Raw genomic sequence first — 17,218 nt, 5'->3', positions numbered from 1 at the left:
GACGGGGCGCTGAGGCCGTGCGCTGGCTCGCGGTCCCGGTCGCCCTCGCCCTGGCGTGGCTCGCCTTCACGATGAGCCCGCTCTGGTCGCTCTACGACCTGGCGCAGGCGGTGCGCCGGCACGATGCCGCCTATGTCGAGAGCCACGTGAACTTCCGGACGCTGCGCCTGTCGCTCGTCCGGCAGATAACCGCCGCGATGCGCGCGGCGTCCGAGACCGATCCCGACCTCGAGCCCCGCGACCGCCAGCGTCTCAACGACGCCGCCTACGGCCTCGCCCTGGCGCTCGCTGAGACGATGGTGACGCCGGAGACGGTGATGGACCTGCTGGCCAATGGCTGGCCCGACAAGCTCGACCTCGAGCGCCCGGCCGGCACACGGCCGGAGGGCCTGGTCATCCGCGGCCTCGGGCGGCTAATGCCGTACTACGCGGCCCTGGAGATGCGCGGCTTCCGCGCGGTCGTGATCCCGATCCCGCCGGAAGGGTCGCGCGCCGAGCGCACGCGGATCCGGCTGCGGCTGCGCGGCCTGAGCTGGCGCCTGGTGGATATCGAGATGGCGGAGATGCTGCGCGCGCAGATCGCCGCCAAGCTCAGCCGCGCCCTGGCACGCGCCAAGATCGGGGCCAGTGCCGGCGAGGAGCGCTGAGAGGGCGCGGCAGCCTGGACGGCGAGGCGCTATTTCGCCTTCGGCTCGCCCGGCGCGTTCTTGGGCTCGCGCGCCGCGGCCTTGGGCTCGCGCGCCTCGATCAGGTCCTCGGCCTTCTCCTCGTCGGTGTCGCCGCTCTGCTCGATAGTCTTGCCCGGATTAGCGAGCAGGGAGCGCACGATCCCCAGCAGAACCTCGCACTCGCCGGGGAACTTGTAGCTCTCGAGGACGATCGCGGCGTCGCGCAGAGTCCGCAGATCGCGCACCAGCTGGGCGTTGGCGTCCTCGCGCAGCTCGCTTTTCTTGGCGATAGCCTCCTCGATCTGCGCGCCCTTCACGTCGCAGGCGGCCCGGGCCGGCGATGCGACGACCGCGGCGGCGAGTGCGAGACCGAGTGCGGGAAGAGAGCGCCACATGGCGGGTATCCTCGAAGATCCAGTTCAGAGGGTGTGCAGGGGCGCGGCGCGCAGGACATCCTGCGTCAGCGCCACGAGTTGGCTCGGACGGTAGGGCTTCGGCACGAAGACCGAGCCCGGAACGGCCTCGCAGCCCGCCAGGGAAGCCCGGCCCCCGGAGGTGTAGACGACCGGGAGGTCGGGCGAGAGCCGGCGGGCGCACCGGGCGAGCGACAGGCCGTCCGTGTTGCGGGCCAGATCGATATCGGTGAAGAGCAGGTCGACGCTCTCCCGGGCCAGGATCGCCTCGGCTTCCCAGGCATCCGCGGCGGTGAGCACCCGGTACCCCTCTTCGAGGAGCGCCTCGGCGGCCAGCTCGCACACGGTCGGCTCATCCTCGACGACCAGGATCGTGGCGGCGCCCCGGTCCGGGACGGGTAGGGTCGGGCAGACGAACGCGGCGGCGAACGGAACCATGACGCAACTCCCACTCACCCGGCGGGGGCACGGTGTTCCCGAGCCGGATCGCTGGGGCAACGACCCCTTCCGACGCGGCGTTCACCGTGTTTGCATCGAATTGCTCGGGTTTGGTGAGCGGCGCGTTAACCGCGGCCCGTCACCCCTGAACGAAGGCATCCGAATGGTTAACAGAGCGTTACCGATCTGCGACCGCGGGGCCGAACCGTGAACCGCCCGGCTCAGTTGGGCGTCGGCCTGCTCCTCACCGGTATGGCCGGCTACGTCGACGCCCTCGGCTTCGTACGGCTCGGCGGCCTCTACACATCCTTCATGAGCGGCAACACCACGCAGCTCGCCGTTCTCGGCGCCCAGGTCGAGCTGCACCACATGATCCTCCCGGCGATCCTGATCCTGGCGTTCCTGACGGGATCGGTCCTCGGGAGCGGGCTGGCGATCCTGGTGCCGCCGCGCTGGACGACGCCGGCGGTCCTCGCCTACGAGTCGCTCCTGATCCTCGCCGGTCTGGGGCTCGGACTCCAGTCGCCCGAGCTCGGCGTCGCGGCCTTCTTCGTCGCCTTGGCGATGGGATCCCAGAACGCGGTCCTGGCGCAGGTGAAAGGCTTCCGGGCCGGCACCACCTTCGTCACCGGCGCGCTGTTCAGCCTCGGCCAGAAGATCGCGCAGGCCCTGACCCGCACCGGAGATCCGCTAGGCTGGCTCGGCGACGCCTCCGTCTGGATCTCGCTACTGTTCGGCGCCTACCTGGGCGCGCGGGCCTATCAGCAATTCGGTCTCTACGCGCTGATCGCCCCGGCGGCGATCTCGGGTGGCCTGGCGTTGATTACCGCCTTCCTGGTCTTGCGCACCGCGCCGCCGGCCGCAAATGTCCCCCCGACATGAGCAGCCCCGTCAGCAACCCGTCCCTCACCAGTCACGTCGCCACGCTGGAGCCCGGCGAGCACGTGCTCGCCGCGCATTTCCTGAAGGACGTGCCGGCCCTGGCGCTCAGCGACGGCACGGTCGCGCTGGTGCGGGAGGACGGGATCGCCCGCGTCGCCGCCCATCCCGACAGCGGGATCCTCGTCGCGGCCGGCGGAGTCGACCGGCTGCTCACCGGGGGCGACGACGGCCGCGTGGTGGCGATTCGCGCCGACGGCGCGACGGAGCAGCTCGGCCTCGCCAAGGGCGGCGCCTGGATCGACGCGCTCGCCGCCCATCCCGACGGTGCGGTGGCGTGGTCGGCCGGCCGGACCGTCGTGGCCCGCGACGCGAAGGGCCGCGAGAAGACCTTCGAGGCGCCGTCCTCCGCCCGCGGCCTCGTCTTCGCGCCCAAGGGCTACCGGCTCGGCGTCGCCCACTACAACGGCGTGAGCCTCTGGTACCCCAATCTGGAGACGCCCGCAGAGGTCATCACCTGGAAGGGCTCGCATATCGACGTCACGTGGTCGCCGGACGGGCGCTTCGTAGTGTCGACCATGCAGGAGAACAGCCTGCACGGCTGGCGCCTCCAGCCGGACCGCGGGCACATGCGGATGTCGGGCTATCCCGGCAAGGTCCGCTCGATGTCGTGGTCGTTCGACGGGAACTGGCTCGCCACCAGCGGGGCCGAGGCGGCGATCGTGTGGCCCTTCGACTCCAAGGAAGGTCCGACCGGCAAGGCCCCGCGGGAATGCGGCGTCCGCCCGGCCCGTGTCTCCCGCGTGGCGTTCCACCCGAAGGCGCCGGTCCTGGCCATGGGCTACGAGGACGGCTGCATCCTGCTCGTCCGCTTCACCGACGCGGCCGAGTTGCTGGTGCGACCGGCCGTCCAGGGGAGCGGCGTCACGGCGCTCGGCTGGGACGCGCGCGGCGGCCGCCTGCTGTTCGGCTGCGCCGACGGCAAGGCCGGCCTCCTCACGCTGCCGGGCTGAGACGCCGGGTCAGGGGTCGTCGCACCCGCGGCTGGAACCACCGCCCCGCGCATGCTCTTTGTCGGGGGTCGATTCCCCGCCGGAGGCCAGGCATGTTTCGCGTGTTCCGCACCTTCGGCCTCGCCCTCGGCCTGCTCGGAGGCTTGGTCGCCGCGCAGGCCCCAGAATTCGCGCAGCAATACGCGCAGCGCCTCGGGGGCGCCGCGGACGAGCTCCGTCGGCAGGTGGCGGTCCTCGAATCCGACGCGCAGGCGTCCGGGACGACGCGCGAGGGCGCCGTCGACCGGCTGCGCGCCAACCCGGACCAGCTCGTCGCCCGCCGCGGCGAGGCCGCGCGGGCCGACATCGCCCGTCTCGCCCGCCTGAGCGCCCAGCAGCAGGCCCTGAGTGCGGCGACGAGCCCACTCGGACGTGTGGTGGCGATGCTCCGCGACCCTGACGTGCCGGTGGCCGAGGCCGCCTATCACGACTTCAGCCCGGCCGTGCCCACGAACGCCGACGGCTTGGCCGCGGGTCTGATCGGGTTCTTCGTCGCGTGGGGCGGCTGGCGCGTCGCCTCGGATGTCGGCCGGCGGGCCGCACGCCGGCGCCCGCGGGAGACCGCGACCGTCGCCTGAGCGCCGTTCGCGCGGGCCAGACTGTGGCGCAACGTCTACAGCAGCTTGCGCGAGCCTTGCGTATCGAGCAGGGATCCGGCCGTCCCGGTCCGGGAGAAGGCGCAAGATGCCGCGCGCGTCGAACTCCACCACCATCGATCCGGCGCTCGACGCCGCCGCGCTGCTGCGGCGTATCGGCTTCTTCGGCCTCTTCGTGGTTCTCCCCGTCCTCGCACAGGTCGCCCGCCGCGCCTCGGTGATCCTCGCGCCGATCGCCGTGATCCTCCTGATCATCGCCAGCGTCATCGACCGGCGCCAGCGTCCGGTCCGACCGGCGACCTATCGCCTCCTGACGGCTCCGGCCTTCCTGGCGGGCATGCTGGTCGTGCTGTGGTCGGCGCTCTCGCTGACCTGGACGCCCTTCCTCGGGCCGGCGCTAGAGCGGCTGGCCAATCTCGGCGCAACCATCGGCCTCGCCCTCCTGGGCTACCTCGCCCTCCCCGACAGGATGCGCTCGGCCAACCTCTACCTCCTGCCGCTCGGTGTCGTGGCAGGCGCGATCGTGGCGATCATGCTCGGGCTGTTCGGCGCCCACATCGCGCCGCCCGGCGTCGAGGATGACGGGGCCCTCGATCGCGGCCTCGTCCTGCTCATCCTGCTGCTCTGGCCGGCCCTCGCGTGGCTGCGGTCCCGCCGCCGCGACCGGGAGGCGCTGGGCCTCGCGCTGCTCGTCGCCCTGGCGCTCACGGTCCAGCCAGACGGGACGCAGATCGCCGCCCTGTCGGTCGGTGCCGTCGCCTTCGCGGTGACGAGCTACCGGCCGAGGCTCGGGGTGACGCTCACCGCTCTCCTCTCGGCCGCCCTGCTGGCGGCGGCGCCGTTGCTCCCCTTCCTGGCGCGGCCGGTTGGCGCCGCTCTCTTCGGGCCGGTCGCACCCGCGGTGCTGTCGCTGAAGAGCTGGCAGAAGGTCGTCACCTCCGATCCGGTGCGGCTGATCACCGGGCACGGCTTCGAGACGGCCCTGCGCGGACGCCTGGTCGGCCTCCTGCCGGCCAACGCACCGACCACGGCGCTCTTCGAGTTCTGGTACGAGCTCGGCATCGTCGGCGCCCTCGCCGCCGCCTTCGCCCTCTACGCCTCGATCCGGCGGGCCGGCCGGGACGGCCCGGCCCTCGTTCCCGGCGCGATGGGCTGCTTCGCCGCCGCCTTCACGGTGGCCTGCCTGAGCGTCGGGCTGACTGCCGTCTGGTGGCTCACGACGATCGCCATCGCGATCGTGGTCTTCGTCGCGGTGGAGCGCGGCCAGTTCCGGACCAGCCGGCCGAAGGTCGCCAAGCTGCATCGCATGCAGACGCGGGGGGAGTGAGCGGTCAGGCGCGCAGGAAACCGTGCAGGCGGATCCAGGCCAGGAAAAGGCCCGGCCAGGCCGCCACGGGTGTCCCGGGCGCGCCGAGCCCGAAGCCGTGGCCGCCGCGCTCGAACAGGTGCAGCTCGGCCGGCACCCGCGCCTTGCGCAGCGCCGAGAACATCAGCAGCGGGTGGTCGGCCACGGCGACGGGGTCGTCGATCGCCTGGACCAAAAAGGTCGGCGGCGTCTCCGGCCCGACCTGCAGATCCACCGAGTAGGTCTTCATCTCGTCGGGGGTGACCTCGTCGCCGACCAGGATGCGGCGGGTCGCGGTCCGGTCGAACGGCTTGCGCATGGTGATGACGGGGTAGATCAGACCGGCCAGCACCGGCCGGGTCGGCTGGGCGTCGGCGGTGTCGACGCCCGCGTACAGGTCCCGGGCGCTCCCGACGGCGGTCTCGCCCATCAGGTGGCCGCCCGCCGAGAAGCCGAGGACGCCGACCCGCGCGGGATCGATGCCGAACTCAGCGCCGCGCGCCCGGACCAGCCGGAGGGCGCGCTGCGCGTCCTGCCGCGGCGCGTCCGGCCCCGAGCCCCAGCCCTCCGCGGGCAGGCGGTAGACGAGGAGGAAGACCGTGATGCCGGCGGCGTTCAGGACGCGGCCGACCGGGACGCCCTCGTTACCGAGGGCGATGAACTCGTAGCCGCCGCCCGCCGCAACGATCATCGCGGCGCCGTTCGGGTTGGCCGGACGCATGACCAGCAGACAGGGCCGCGCGACCCGGGTGACGTCGCCGAAGGTCCCCTCGACGTAGCGGTAGCCGTCCGGGTTCGGCCCGTCACCGCCGCCCGGCGGCGCGCCGGGCCACAGCTCGATCACCTGCAGATCCGCGCCGGGCAGCGAGCGCGGCAGAGCCCGGATCGACTCGTGCGGCGCGGGCTGCGGTGCCGTCTCCGCCGGCCCTTCCGCCCGGGCGTTGCGCAGCCCGAGGACGCTTCCGAGACCGGCGAGCAGGAGACGGCGGTCGAGGCGCAAAGGCATCTCCCGGGTGAGGCCGCGCGCGGGACCGCCCCCCGGCGAGCCCGGCTCCCGCGGGAGCGCGGGGGCAACGCCCAAGGACGCGAGGCGGGTTCCGTCGCGGCGGCGCGCCTCAGCTCTTTCGCGCGATGACGGCGACGTAGAAGCCGTCGGTCCCAGTCCGCAGCGGGCTCATCTGGATCCCGTGGGCCGTCTTCCGCACGGCTGACCGGAGCGAATCCGGCCCTGTTGCCAGCACCTCGTCCGCGGGGACGACGTCGAAGCGGCCGCGCCAGCCCGACAGGAGGCCGGAGACGGCGGCGTCGTTCTCCGCCGAGAGCAGCGAGCAGGTGATGTAGACGATCCGGCCGCCGGGCCTGACGAGCCGCGCCGCCCGATCGAGCACCTGGGCCTGTTCGGCGGTCCGCAGCGCGAGACTTCCGGGCCGCAGCCGCCATTTGGCATCCGGATTCCGGCGCCACGTGCCGGACCCGGTGCAGGGCGCGTCGACCACCACCCGGTCGACCTTGCCGTCGAGATCCTCCAAGACGTCGGCGCGCGCCTTGCCGCTGCGCGGGGTTCGCACCTCGGCCAGCGCACCGGACCGGCGCAGGCGCTCGTGGATCGGCGCGAGCCGGCGCGGATCGCCGTCGGTGGCGATCAGGCGGGCGCCGTTGCCCGTCTCCGCCGCGAGGGTCAGGGTCTTGCCGCCGCCGCCCGCACAGAGGTCGACGATGGTCTCGCCGGCGCGCGGCGCGGCGAGGAGCGCGGCGAGCTGCGAGCCCTCATCCTGGATCTCGTACCAGCCCTCCAGGAACTCGGCCTCGACGTGGAGCGCCGGACCGCGCCCGTCGGCGCCGATCGGGACGCGCAGGCCCGCCGGCGCGTGCGGTGTCGGCGCGGCGTCGTAGGCCGCGAGCGCCGGCAGGATCGCGTCGCGGTCGCCGCGCAGGGCGTTCACGCGGATATCGAGGGGCGCGCGCCGCGCCAGCGCCTTCAGCTCCGGAACGAGGTCGTCGCCGAGCGTGGCCGCGAGGTCCGGGAGCACGAAGGCCGGCGCGTCGCCCGCCACCTCCGGCGGCGCATCCTGCAGCGTCCCGCCGTCGAGGCGCGCGCGCTCGTCGTCGCTGAGCGGGGCCGGCGCGAAGCGCTCGCCGGTGAACAGGGCCGCGACCGAAGCCGCCGCGAGCCCCTGCTGCAGGCGCAGCGTGCCGATCAGGACGGCGCGCGGCGTGTCCGCGCCCATGATCCAGGCCGCCGACGCCCGCCGCCGCAGGGCGTCGTAGACGAGGCTGGCGATGCCCGCGCGGTCGCCCGAGCCGGCGAAGCGGTGGGCGAGACCCCAGTCCTTGAGGGCGTCGGCGGCCGGCCGACGCCGCTCGGCGATATCGGTGAGGACTTCGATGGCGGCGGAGCAGCGAGCGGCGGGGGTCAGAGTTCGGATCCTTCGGAATGCCTCAGCGACGCTATGAACGACGCCGTGAACGATGACGCGAAACGGCCACGCTTGGCCCACGATGCCGCCACGTTACGGCCGAGCTTCCTGCACCTTCGCGGCGCAGACCGTGCTGCGGTCGGTCCGCCGTGCGGGCCGCCGCGTGTCGTATGGCATCCGCCCGCCCCGGACCAGACCGGTCCGTCGCCGGGCGCATCCCGGGAGTACCTCAGCCCATGACGTCCACCGTTCGCGTCACCCTCGCGGCCCTGGTCACCGCCTCGCTCGCCGCCTGCGCGAGCGCGCCCGCCGCCCAGCCGGAGCTGACGCCGGTGCCGCGTCCGCGGGTCGATGCCAAGACGCAGCTCGAATACGGCAACCCGCCCCCGCCGCCGCCCGGCCGCTACTGAAGCGTCCGCGCGGGGGGCGGCTCAGGCCGCCTCCCGCGCCCGGCGGGCCTCGTAGGCCTTGAGGCCGGTATAGACCGCGGCCAGGAGCGGGAACGGCACCTCCGGCGCCAGCCGCTGGCCGCGGGCGATCAGGTCGCCGATCACGTGGTCCGCCTCGATCCGCCCCTTGTTCTCGATGTCGCGCAGCATCGAGGCCGTGAAGGTGGACCCGGCCGCCGTCAGCTGCGCCCGCGCCCGCTCGGCCACGACGGCGCGCGGCTCGTAGCCGCTGGCCGCGGCGACGCTCGTGCATTCGACGTGCAGCGCAGAGATCAGCGCGGTGCCCTCGGGCGTCGCCACGATGTCGCCGACCGCGGCGCGCATCAGCGTGGTCGCCCCGGCGAGCGTCGCCAGGAACACCCACTTCTCCCACATCTCCTGCAGGATCACGTCGCTCAGGCGCGGCTGGAACTTGAGGCCGCGCATCAGCGCGTCGACCGCCTCGATCCGCGCCGAGCGCGACCCGTCCCGCTCGCCGTAGGTGATGCTGCACAGCTCGCTCATGTGGCGGATCGCGCCGTCCGGCGCGAGCGTCGCGGCGATCGCGCACGAACCGCCGAGAACGCGGTCCGTACCGAACCGGGCGTCGAGCACGTCGAGATGCGACATGCCGTTGAGCACGGGCAGGATCGCGGTGTCGGGGCCCACGGCCGGCGCGAGGTCCGCGACGGCGCTGTCGAGGTCGTAGGCCTTGCACGACAGCAGGATCAGGTCGAACTGCCCGGCCCCGGCCAGCTTATCGGCCGTGACGGTGGGCGGAGCGGGCAGGTGCAGGTCGCCGAGCGGCGAGCGGACGTTCAGGCCGTCCGCCGCCAGCTTCGCCGCCCGGGCGGGCCGGACCAGGAAGGTCACGTCGGCGCCCGCCTCGGCGAGGCGCGCCCCGAAATAGCCGCCGGTCGCGCCGGCCCCGACGATCAGCGTGCGCATCGGTCCCTCAGGTCCGCGACGGGTAGTTCGGGCTCTCGCGGGTGATCGTCACGTCGTGGACGTGGCTCTCGCGCAGGCCGGCATTGGTGATGCGGATGAACTGCGCCCGCTCCTGGAACTCGGGGATCGTGGCGCCGCCGACGTAGCCCATGGCGGCGCGCAGGCCGCCGGCGAGCTGGTGCAGGACGTTGCCGACCGGGCCCTTGTAGGGGACCTGCCCCTCGATACCCTCCGGCACGAGCTTGTGCGTGTCGTTCACCTCGGCCTGGAAGTAGCGGTCGGCCGAGCCGCGGGCCATGGCGCCCACCGAGCCCATGCCGCGGTACGACTTGTAGGAGCGGCCCTGGTAGAGGAACACCTCGCCGGGCGCCTCGTCGGTGCCGGCGAGCAGCGAGCCGAGCATCGCCACGGAGGCGCCGGCCGCGATCGCCTTGGCGAGGTCGCCCGAATACTTGATGCCGCCGTCGGCGATGACCGGGACGTCGGCCTCGCCGGCCGCCTCGACCGCCTCCATCAGCGCGGTGAGCTGCGGCACGCCCACGCCAGCCACGATGCGGGTCGTGCAGATCGAGCCCGGGCCGATGCCGACCTTGATGGCGTCGGCGCCGGCATCGATCAGCGCCCTGGCGCCGTCCCGCGTCGCGACGTTGCCGGCGATGACCTGAACGGCGTTCGAGAGCTGCTTCACGCGGGCGACGGCATCGAGCACCTTGATCGAGTGGCCGTGTGCGGTGTCGACCACGATCACGTCGCAGCCGGCGTCGATCAGGCGCTCGGCCCGCTCGAAGCCGCTGTCTCCCGTCGTCGTGGCGGCGGCGACGCGCAGCCGACCCTGCTCGTCCTTGACGGCGTTCGGATAGGCGACGCGCTTCTCGATATCTTTGACGGTGATCAGGCCGATGCAGCGGTAATGGTCGTCGACGACCAGCAGCTTCTCGATCCGGAATTGGTGGAGCAGCCGCTTGGCCTCGTCCTGGGTCACGCCCTCGCGGACCGTGATCAGGCGGTCGCGGGTCATCAGCTCGGCGACCGGCTGGTTGGAGTTCGTCGCGAAGCGGACGTCGCGGTTGGTCAGGATGCCGACGAGCTTGCCCCGCGAGCCGTTGGGACCGCGCTCGACCACCGGGATGCCGGAGATCCGGTTGAGCTTCATCACCTCGAAGGCGTCGGCGAGCGTCTCGTCGGGGTGGATGGTGATGGGGTTCATCACCATGCCGGACTCGTACTTCTTGACGAGGCGGACCTGCTCGGCCTGCTCCGGCGGCTCGAGGTTGCGGTGGATGACGCCCATGCCGCCGTTGGCCGCCATGGCGATGGCCATCGGCGCCTCGGTGACCGTGTCCATCGCCGAGGCGAGGATCGGCAGGTTCAGCGGAATCGTGCGGGTCAGCCGCGAGGCGACGCTAACCTCGGTCGGCATCACCGAGGAGGCGGCGGGCCGCAGGAGCACGTCGTCGAAGGTCAGTCCCTCGATGATCGATGCGGTTTCTACTCGGGCCATGTGCCAACTTTCCTCGGACGGCAGCGCGCATGGAGGCCGCGCTGCGGGATCGGGTTGGCAAGTGCCAGTATCACGGGCTCCGCGAAGGCGCCAATGCGCGGTTGATGCGTCGCAGCGCGAAAACGCGCATGGCTCGAGGCTTATCCACGCCCGCTCGACGGGCGCGTCAGTGCCATGAACGGACGTCTGCGGTCAGACGCGGAGTTGGCGCGGGCGCCTCAGCGCATCGCCGGCGTGGCCGGGCCCTTGTCGGTGTATTCGGGCGGCAGGCCGATATAGTCGCCGAGCATGCCGTCGATGCCCGGCGCGCGGCCGAAGGCCTCGCAGTCCGGGTCGAGGGGCGCCTCGCCCAGGGTGGTGATGCGAATCCGATCCCAGGTCGGGATCGTGTTGGGCGCGGTGAACGGGTCGTCGCCGGTCGCCAGCATGTAGCCGAAATCCTGGCCGAACTCGCCTGCGAGGTCGTAGGCGTCGCTGGCGCGGGAGAAGCGCGGCTGGCTGGTGAACGAGTTGGCCGCTCCGCCCCAGACCATGGCGGCCCGCTGCTCGCGGCGCCGGTCCAGAGCCTCGGCCTCGACCGTCAGGCTCCCGAGCCCGATCGGCACGCGCGGGATCGGCACGCGCCCGACACCCTCGGCGAAGCTCAGGCCGAGCTGCGAGGCGACCGTCACGCCCGCCGAGCCCGCGATGGTCGCGCCGGCACCGAGAAGGTCCGTCGGATCGACGCGGGTGACCTGCGCCCGCACGGTCAGGTCGGCGTCACGGCTGGTGACGATGTCGTACTTCAGCGACAGGTCGTAGCACAGCGCCCGGTCGGCGGCGTTGGCGATGAGCCGCCGCTCGGCGGCCGTCAGCGGGGCGGCGCCGGACACGTCGGCGTGGAACGCCGTCGGGATGATGCGGACGGTGCGGGCCTTCGCCAGGGCCGGCCGGTCGACGTAGATCCGCGAGGCCGAGGCGACCTGATCGCTGGACTTGAGCCGGTCGTAGCGCGTCAGCGAGCCGCGATCGTTGAGCAGGACAGTGCCGCAGGCGGCGACCATCGAGAGAAGGGCGACGCCGGCGGCGATCCGCGCCACGGAGCGGACCTTGCTGGGGCTGGACTGCATCGAAATCCTCGCGCGCCGGCCCCGGGCCGGCTGGAGCGGCCTCACGGACGCGTGATGGAAACTTAGCCATTGGCGCACCCGCAAAAAAGGTGGCTCCGCGCCGCGGCTCAACCTCTGTTGCACGGGGGATACATTCGCGAAACACGAGGGTGCGAGGTGGCCGCGCTGCCGTGCAACCGCGGCGGCGCCACATGCGTCTGCTGTATGATGCCCGCGACCACCCAAAGACCGCTCTGGATCGTCCCCCTGACGGTCGCCACCGCGCTGTTCATGGAGAACACCGATTCCACGGTGATCGCCACGGCGCTCCCCAGCATCGCCGCGAGCCTCCACGAGGACCCGATCGCCCTCAAGCTCGCGCTGACCTCTTACTTGGTCAGCCTCGCGATCTTCATCCCGGTGAGCGGCTGGATGGCGGACCGGTACGGGTCGCGGACGGTGTTCCGCGCGGCCCTCGTGGTGTTCATGGCCGGCTCGCTCGCCTGCGCGGCCGCGAACGGGCTCGCGTGGTTCGTCGCCGCGCGGTTCCTCCAGGGTATGGGGGGCGCCATGATGGTGCCGGTCGGGCGCCTCGTGGTGCTGCGCAGCGTGCCGAAATCGCAGCTCGTGACGGCCCTCGCCTACCTGACCTTCCCGGCGCTGGTCGGCCCGGTGCTCGGTCCGCCGGTCGGCGGCCTGATCACCACGTGGTTCGACTGGCGCTGGATCTTCTTCATCAACCTGCCGATCGGCTGCGCCGGGATCGTGCTGGCGAGCCTGTACTTCGAGGACGTGCGCGAGCCGGAGCGACCGCCCCTCGACTTGCTCGGCTTCGCGCTGCTCGGGACCGGCCTCGCCGCCCTGATGCTCGGCCTCGCCTCCCTCGGCCGCCACCTGCTGCCGGCGGAAGTGTCGTGGGGCTGCCTCGCCGCGGGCGCGGTGCTCCTGCCGCTCTACTGGGCACATGCCCGGCGGGTGCCCTACCCGATCGTCCGCCTCGACCTGATGCGGCGGCCGACCTTCCGGGTCGCGGTGCTCGGCGGCAGCCTGTTTCGGATCGGCACCGGCGCGATCCCGTTCCTGCTGCCGCTGATGCTGCAGGTCGGCTTCGGGCTCGACGCCCTGCAGTCGGGCCTGATCACCTTCGCGGCGGCGGCCGGCGCGATGTTCGTGAAGACTCTGGGTCCGCGGATCCTGCGCCGCACCGGCTTCCGCGCCCTGATGGTCTGGAACGCCCTGCTGGCCTCGGCCTTCCTGGCCGTCAACGGGTTCTACACCGCGCAGACGCCCCACTGGATCATGGTGATCCTGCTGTTCGTTGGCGGCTGCTCGCGCTCGATCCAGTTCACCTGCGTCAACGCCATCGCGTACGCCGACCTCGAATCGAAGGAGATGAGCGCGGCCACGAGCTTCGCCAGCGTTTGCCAGCAGCTGTCGCTCAGCCTCGGCGTCACGCTGGGCGCGCTGGCGCTCGAGGGGAATGCCGGGTTCCACGGCCGAACGGAGATCCAGGCCTCGGATTTCGGGCCGGCTTTCTTCGCCGTCGCCGTGATCTCGGCGGCCTCGGCACTGGCCTTCCGCAACCTGTCGCCGGATGCCGGCGCGGAGATCTCCGGGCGGAAAATGGCTGCCGCGCCGCCCGCCCCGACGACCGAGATGAGGCCGCGGCACGGCTGATCAGGCCGCGGCGCGGGCCGGCGGCCGGCCGGCAGCGCGTTTGCCGGCGTTCCGCGGCGCGCTACCCTTGCCGGAAGCCTTCGCGGGGGCGGGCTTCGCGCTCGGCGCCGCGGCGCGGGTTCCCGCGCGCCAGCCCTGCCAGCTGAGCGCGCCCGGACCGTTCAGGGCGTACATGAGGAACCCGCCCGCGAGGCCGAGATCGGCCAGCATCAGCGTGCGCTCGGCGACCGCGGCGGGTCCCACATAGTACCAGAACGGGTGGAGCACGAAGGCCGTCACGGCGGCGAAGAGCGCGAGCGCCAGCCCGGTCAGCCCCGGCAGGACGCCGAGGATCAGGGCGAGCGGTCCGAACACCTGCACCACCACGGCGGCGGTGGCGACGCCGTTGGGAAACGGCATCCCGGCCCCCGCGAGCGTCAGCGCGAACCCCGACACGTTGAGCGCCCGGGCGATCCCGGTCGGCAGGAGCGCGGCGGCCAGCAGCAGGCGCGCGACGAGGAGGGTTGCGTCCTGGGCGCGGGCGAGCATCGGCGTGTCCGGTCGGGTGGATCAGGACAGCAGTGTTGCAACTTTCCGCTGAAGACCCCGTTAAGGACGCCGCCTGAACCGACGCCTCAACCGCCGCCGCCTCAACCGCCGACGCCGCCGCGGAACAGGCGGCCACGCTCGGTCCAGGCGACGACGAGGAGCGCCAGGGCGCCGAGACTCGCGTAGCCGATCGCCACCGGGAGCACCGTGCCGTCGAAGGACTGACCGATCAGGAAGCCGCAGAACGCGCCCAGGATCGTCGTGTAGAAGCCGAGGAACGACGAGGCCGTGCCGGCGATGGCCCCGAGGGGCTCCAGCGCGAGGGCGTTGAAGTTCGGCATCGCGAAGCTGATCAGGAACTGGTTCACCGCGAGGATCGACAGGAACACGGCCAGCGGCGGGTGGCCGTGATAGGCCAGCCCGACGCCGACCTGCGCGAGGCCGACGAGCGTGAAGGCGATGACGCCGCTGTGCGACATCGCCCGCATCCCGAGCCGCCGGACCACGCGGGCGTTGATCAGCGTCGCCGCGCCCATGGCGCCGGCCACGAGCCCGAAGGCCAGCGGGAAGAGCGGGCCGAGGTGGTACAGGCCGGTATCGAAGACCTGCTGCGCCGAGCCGACGTAGCCCATGATGCAGCCGGTCATCAGCCCGAGCGCGGTGGCGTAGCCGACGGCGACGCGGGTCTTCAGCGTCAGGCGGATCGCCTCCCAGGTCGCGGCCGGCGAGAGCGGCCGGCGATATTCCGGGTGCAGCGTCTCGGGCATCCGCAGGGAGAACCAGATCGTCAGCCAGAAGGCGAGGACCAGCATCGAGACGAAGACGTAGACCCAGGAGCCCAGCGCCAGCATCATGCCGCCGATCGCCGGCGCGATCATCGGGACGATCAGGAACACCATCATGGTGAGCGACATGACGCTCGCCATCTCGCGGCCGGCGAACCGGTCGCGCACGATCGCCACCGACAGCACCCGCCCACCGGCGGCGCCGATGCCCTGGATGATCCGGGCGGCGAGCAGGCAGCCGAAGCTCGGCGCCACCATGGCGAGGAAGCAGCCGATCACGTAGACGGCGAGGCTTGCCAGCAGCACCGGCCGTCGCCCGAGGGCGTCGGAGACCGGCCCGTAGACGATCTGCGCGAAGCCGAAGCCGATCATGTAGACGTAGACGAGGAGCTGCAGCCGGTTGGGATCGGCCACCGCGAACCGCGCCTCGATGGCCGGGAAGGCAGGCAGCAGGTTGTCGATGGAGATCGCCGTCACCGCCATCATCAGGGCGATGATGGCGACGAACTCGGCGAAGCCCGGCCCGGACCAGGGCCGCGGGGCGCGGACGTCCTGGACCGGCGGCACGGGCCGAATCGCGATGGTCACGGCGGGCTCTCGGGGTGCGCGGGAACGGGCCGATCAGGGCTCGTCCTTCACGGCACAGTTGTGACAACCCTGCCCGCGCCGCGCAGTTCAGGCCGGCAGCGGGCGCAGGGCCGGCGCGTCGGGCTTGCGGCCCACGAAGGCGGCCATCAGGGCGGCGACGAGGCAGAGCAGGCCGGCCGCCACGAAGGCGCCGAGATAGGTGCCACTCTCGGTCCGGACCATGCCGGCGAGCCACGCCGCCGACGCCGCGCCGATCTGGTGCGCGGCCGCGATCCAGCCGAACATCAGCGCCGCGTTCTCCTCGCCGAAGGATTTGCCCGCGAGCTGGACGGTGGGCGGCACCGTCGCGATCCAGTCGAGGCCGTAGAAGACCGCGAACAGCGACAAGCCGTAGAAGCTGTAGTCGAAGGAATAGGGCAGGAAGATCAGCGAGAGGCCGCGCAGGCCGTAATACCACGCCAGCAGCTTGCGCGAGTCGAACCGGTCGGTGAGCCAGCCCGACGCCGTGGTGCCGATCAGATCGCAGATCCCCATGAGCGCCAGCAGGCCGGCAGCCGTGACCTCGGCGATACCGTGATCGATGCAGGCCGGGATCAGGTGGGTGCCGATCAGGCCGTTGGTCGAGGCGCCGCAGATGAAGAACGTGCCGGCGAGCAGCCAGAAATCCCGGGAGCGCAGGCCGATGCGCAGGCCGCGGAGCGCCCGCATGGCCGGGTTCTCGGTCAGCACCGGCGTCGGCGTCACCGCGTCCTCGCCGTAGCGGGGCAGGCCGAGATCCGCCGGCCGGTCGCGCAGGAGCAGGGCCGCCAGCGGGATCAGCGCCAGGGTCGCGGCGGCGACCACCAGAGAGACAGAGCGCCAGCCCTGCCCCACCGCGATCGAGGCCAGCATCGGCAGGAAGACCAGCTGACCCGTGGCGCTGCTCGCGGTCAGCAGGCCGAGCACGAGACCCCGGCGCTTGGCGAACCAGCGCCCGGCCACGGTGGCGCCCAGCACGTTGGCCACCATGCCGGACCCGGATCCGACGACGAGGCCCCAGAGCAGGACCATCTGCCAGGGCGCGGTCATCAGGCTAGTGGCGGCGGTGCCGATTGCCAGGATCAGGAGCGCACCGCAGACCGAGCGCCGCAGGCCGAACCGCTCGATGATCGCCACCGCGAAGGGGCCGATCATCCCGTACAGGAAGATGTTGAGCGCGATGCCGACGCCGATCGTGGCCGCGGTCCAGCCGAATTCCCGCTCCCAGGGGACGATCAGCACGCTCGGCGTGGCGCGGACACCGGCCCCGACGAGCAGGACCAGGAAGGTCACCGCGACGACGATCCAGGCGTAGTGCAGGCGCGACCCGGGGCGCGTCTCTGTCAGGGCGGTCATGGACGGGCTCCGGAAGCGGGGCGGATCGGTCAGGCGGCGGAGATCAGGGACTCCGCCAGGGCGGAGACGGTCGCGGGATCGACCCGGGCGTTGATACGGCTCTGCGCCTCGCGCCAGTAGGGCGTCGCGGCCGCGAGGGCCTCGCGGCCCGACGCGGTCAGGGACACGCGGCGCTCGCGCGGATCCGACGCGCCGGGCGTGACCGAGACGAAGCCGCGGCGCTTGAGCGGGTCGAGGTTGCGGCCCATCGTGGTGCGCTCCAGCGCCGCCTCGGCGGCGAGGCGGGAGACCGGGACCGGTCCGAGCCGGTCCAGCAGCCGCAGGATCGCGAACTGGGTCACGCGGAGCCCGGTCGGCTTCAGGGCGGCGTCGTAGATCGCCGTCAGCGCCCGCGTGGCGCGACGCAGGGCGGAGCAGGTGCACGGCTCGGGTGACGGGGCGCTCATGGTATGGGTGTATATGCACGCATCGGGCGTTCGGCAAGGCGAAGCTG

Annotated in this window: 18 protein-coding genes; 7 read left to right on the top strand and 11 right to left on the bottom strand. The window is 72.4% G+C overall.

Going from position 1 to position 17,218, the window contains the following annotated elements:
- Positions 1 to 17: 17 nt before the first annotated feature.
- Positions 18 to 647 carry a DUF2939 domain-containing protein gene (locus tag BM419_RS00620; protein ID WP_020091472.1) on the top strand — a complete coding sequence of 210 codons (630 nt, stop codon included), beginning with the start codon at positions 18 to 20 and terminating at the stop codon, positions 645 to 647.
- Positions 648 to 676: 29 nt separating this feature from the next.
- Here the strand turns inward: BM419_RS00620 and BM419_RS00615 are convergent, their stop codons facing one another.
- Positions 677 to 1,063 (bottom strand): hypothetical protein, encoded by a 387-nt coding sequence (locus tag BM419_RS00615; protein WP_020091471.1) that lies wholly within the window; start codon positions 1,061 to 1,063, stop codon positions 677 to 679.
- Between the two features lie 24 nt (positions 1,064 to 1,087).
- The gene (locus BM419_RS00610; RefSeq protein WP_020091470.1) at positions 1,088 to 1,519 is read right to left on the bottom strand and encodes a response regulator; all 432 of its coding nucleotides are present in this window, start codon (positions 1,517 to 1,519) and stop codon (positions 1,088 to 1,090) included.
- A 207-nt stretch (positions 1,520 to 1,726) separates the two neighbouring features.
- On the opposite strand from BM419_RS00610, the gene BM419_RS00605 reads away from it, so the two are divergent.
- From BM419_RS00605 to BM419_RS00590, 4 genes are all read left to right on the top strand, one after another.
- A complete protein-coding gene (locus tag BM419_RS00605; RefSeq protein WP_042669541.1) occupies positions 1,727 to 2,401 on the top strand; it encodes a YoaK family protein in 675 nt (224 codons plus the stop codon).
- Positions 2,398 to 3,411, top strand: a complete 1,014-nt coding sequence (locus tag BM419_RS00600) for a WD40 repeat domain-containing protein (protein ID WP_020091468.1) — start codon at positions 2,398 to 2,400, stop codon at positions 3,409 to 3,411. Before BM419_RS00605 ends, BM419_RS00600 begins: the two co-directional genes overlap by 4 nt.
- Positions 3,412 to 3,503: 92 nt before the next feature.
- Positions 3,504 to 4,028, top strand: a complete 525-nt coding sequence (locus BM419_RS00595) for a DUF2937 family protein (protein WP_020091467.1) — start codon at positions 3,504 to 3,506, stop codon at positions 4,026 to 4,028.
- Between the two features lie 106 nt (positions 4,029 to 4,134).
- A complete protein-coding gene (locus tag BM419_RS00590) occupies positions 4,135 to 5,373 on the top strand; it encodes a peptide ABC transporter permease (RefSeq protein ID WP_091924401.1) in 1,239 nt (412 codons plus the stop codon).
- 4 nt (positions 5,374 to 5,377) lie between these two features.
- On the opposite strand, the gene BM419_RS00585 is transcribed toward BM419_RS00590, so the two are convergent.
- On the bottom strand, positions 5,378 to 6,391 hold the full coding sequence (locus tag BM419_RS00585) for an alpha/beta hydrolase (RefSeq protein WP_020091465.1): 1,014 nt from the start codon (positions 6,389 to 6,391) through the stop codon (positions 5,378 to 5,380).
- Positions 6,392 to 6,506: 115 nt separating this feature from the next.
- A complete protein-coding gene (locus BM419_RS00580) occupies positions 6,507 to 7,808 on the bottom strand; it encodes an RsmB/NOP family class I SAM-dependent RNA methyltransferase (protein ID WP_026604672.1) in 1,302 nt (433 codons plus the stop codon).
- Positions 7,809 to 8,044: 236 nt separating this feature from the next.
- Here BM419_RS00580 and BM419_RS32230 point away from each other — a divergent pair, with 236 nt between their 5' ends.
- Positions 8,045 to 8,218, top strand: a complete 174-nt coding sequence (locus BM419_RS32230) for a hypothetical protein (protein WP_020091463.1) — start codon at positions 8,045 to 8,047, stop codon at positions 8,216 to 8,218.
- 21 nt (positions 8,219 to 8,239) lie between these two features.
- Here the strand turns inward: BM419_RS32230 and panE are convergent, their stop codons facing one another.
- The 3 genes from panE to BM419_RS00565 all read right to left on the bottom strand — a co-directional run bounded on the left by panE (position 8,240) and on the right by BM419_RS00565 (position 11,794).
- A complete protein-coding gene (gene panE, locus BM419_RS00575; protein WP_091924398.1) occupies positions 8,240 to 9,184 on the bottom strand; it encodes a 2-dehydropantoate 2-reductase in 945 nt (314 codons plus the stop codon).
- 7 nt (positions 9,185 to 9,191) lie between these two features.
- On the bottom strand, positions 9,192 to 10,685 hold the full coding sequence (gene guaB / locus BM419_RS00570) for an IMP dehydrogenase (RefSeq protein WP_091924395.1): 1,494 nt from the start codon (positions 10,683 to 10,685) through the stop codon (positions 9,192 to 9,194).
- A gap of 218 nt (positions 10,686 to 10,903) precedes the next feature.
- Positions 10,904 to 11,794: a DUF3313 domain-containing protein gene (locus tag BM419_RS00565; RefSeq protein ID WP_091924392.1), complete on the bottom strand. Its 891-nt coding sequence runs from the start codon at positions 11,792 to 11,794 to the stop codon at positions 10,904 to 10,906.
- 207 nt (positions 11,795 to 12,001) lie between these two features.
- Here BM419_RS00565 and BM419_RS00560 point away from each other — a divergent pair, with 207 nt between their 5' ends.
- A complete protein-coding gene (locus tag BM419_RS00560; protein ID WP_091924771.1) occupies positions 12,002 to 13,450 on the top strand; it encodes an MFS transporter in 1,449 nt (482 codons plus the stop codon).
- Here BM419_RS00560 and BM419_RS00555 read toward each other — a convergent pair whose 3' ends face one another.
- From BM419_RS00555 to BM419_RS00540, 4 genes are all read right to left on the bottom strand, one after another.
- A complete protein-coding gene (locus BM419_RS00555; RefSeq protein ID WP_091924389.1) occupies positions 13,451 to 13,978 on the bottom strand; it encodes a DoxX family protein in 528 nt (175 codons plus the stop codon).
- Between the two features lie 101 nt (positions 13,979 to 14,079).
- Positions 14,080 to 15,246: a multidrug effflux MFS transporter gene (locus BM419_RS00550; RefSeq protein ID WP_091924769.1), complete on the bottom strand. Its 1,167-nt coding sequence runs from the start codon at positions 15,244 to 15,246 to the stop codon at positions 14,080 to 14,082.
- 192 nt (positions 15,247 to 15,438) lie between these two features.
- A complete protein-coding gene (locus BM419_RS00545; RefSeq protein WP_091924386.1) occupies positions 15,439 to 16,725 on the bottom strand; it encodes an MFS transporter in 1,287 nt (428 codons plus the stop codon).
- A gap of 29 nt (positions 16,726 to 16,754) precedes the next feature.
- Positions 16,755 to 17,171, bottom strand: coding sequence for a MarR family winged helix-turn-helix transcriptional regulator (locus BM419_RS00540; protein ID WP_091678033.1), 417 nt, complete (start codon positions 17,169 to 17,171; stop codon positions 16,755 to 16,757).
- Positions 17,172 to 17,218 lie beyond the last annotated feature (47 nt).

Origin of the sequence: Methylobacterium sp. yr668 (assembly GCF_900116245.1) — a bacterium.
Taxonomy (GTDB): domain Bacteria; phylum Pseudomonadota; class Alphaproteobacteria; order Rhizobiales; family Beijerinckiaceae; genus Methylobacterium.
The sequence above is the reverse complement of the archived record's forward strand: the minus strand, read 5'-3'. Positions and strand labels throughout refer to the sequence as shown.